The sequence below is a fragment of the Hydrogenovibrio sp. 3SP14C1 genome (assembly GCF_029625905.1).
Lineage (GTDB): Bacteria > Pseudomonadota > Gammaproteobacteria > Thiomicrospirales > Thiomicrospiraceae > Hydrogenovibrio.
In genome coordinates this window covers 1-253 of sequence record NZ_JARTLM010000218.1, presented here as the reverse complement: position 1 = coordinate 253, position 253 = coordinate 1, and the positions used below count along the sequence as shown (strand labels likewise).

Here is a 253-nt window from a genome sequence, read left to right as displayed (position 1 = left end):
CATTTTCGTTACAGCTGGCCACTTCGCCGCTGCGAATGGCGCGAGAAGAATTGGCGATATCGATGGTGTTTTCGCCAACGCCCTGGCAGAACTGACGCAAACCGCCACCGGAGCCGCCAGAACCGACGACCGGCGTATTGAACTGGGGATAGGTGTTACCAAACTCCTCGGCAACGATACTGGCAAACGGAAGTACAGTGGAAGAACCGGCAATCTGCACCGTGTCACGAGCTACGGCGGCAGTCGATACGCC

1 protein-coding gene is annotated in these 253 nt (G+C 57.7%); it reads right to left on the bottom strand.

Annotated features, from left to right (window positions below):
- Positions 1-253 (bottom strand): substrate-binding domain-containing protein (locus tag P8629_RS12320; protein WP_278166394.1); only part of this gene is annotated, 253 nt, incomplete at both ends.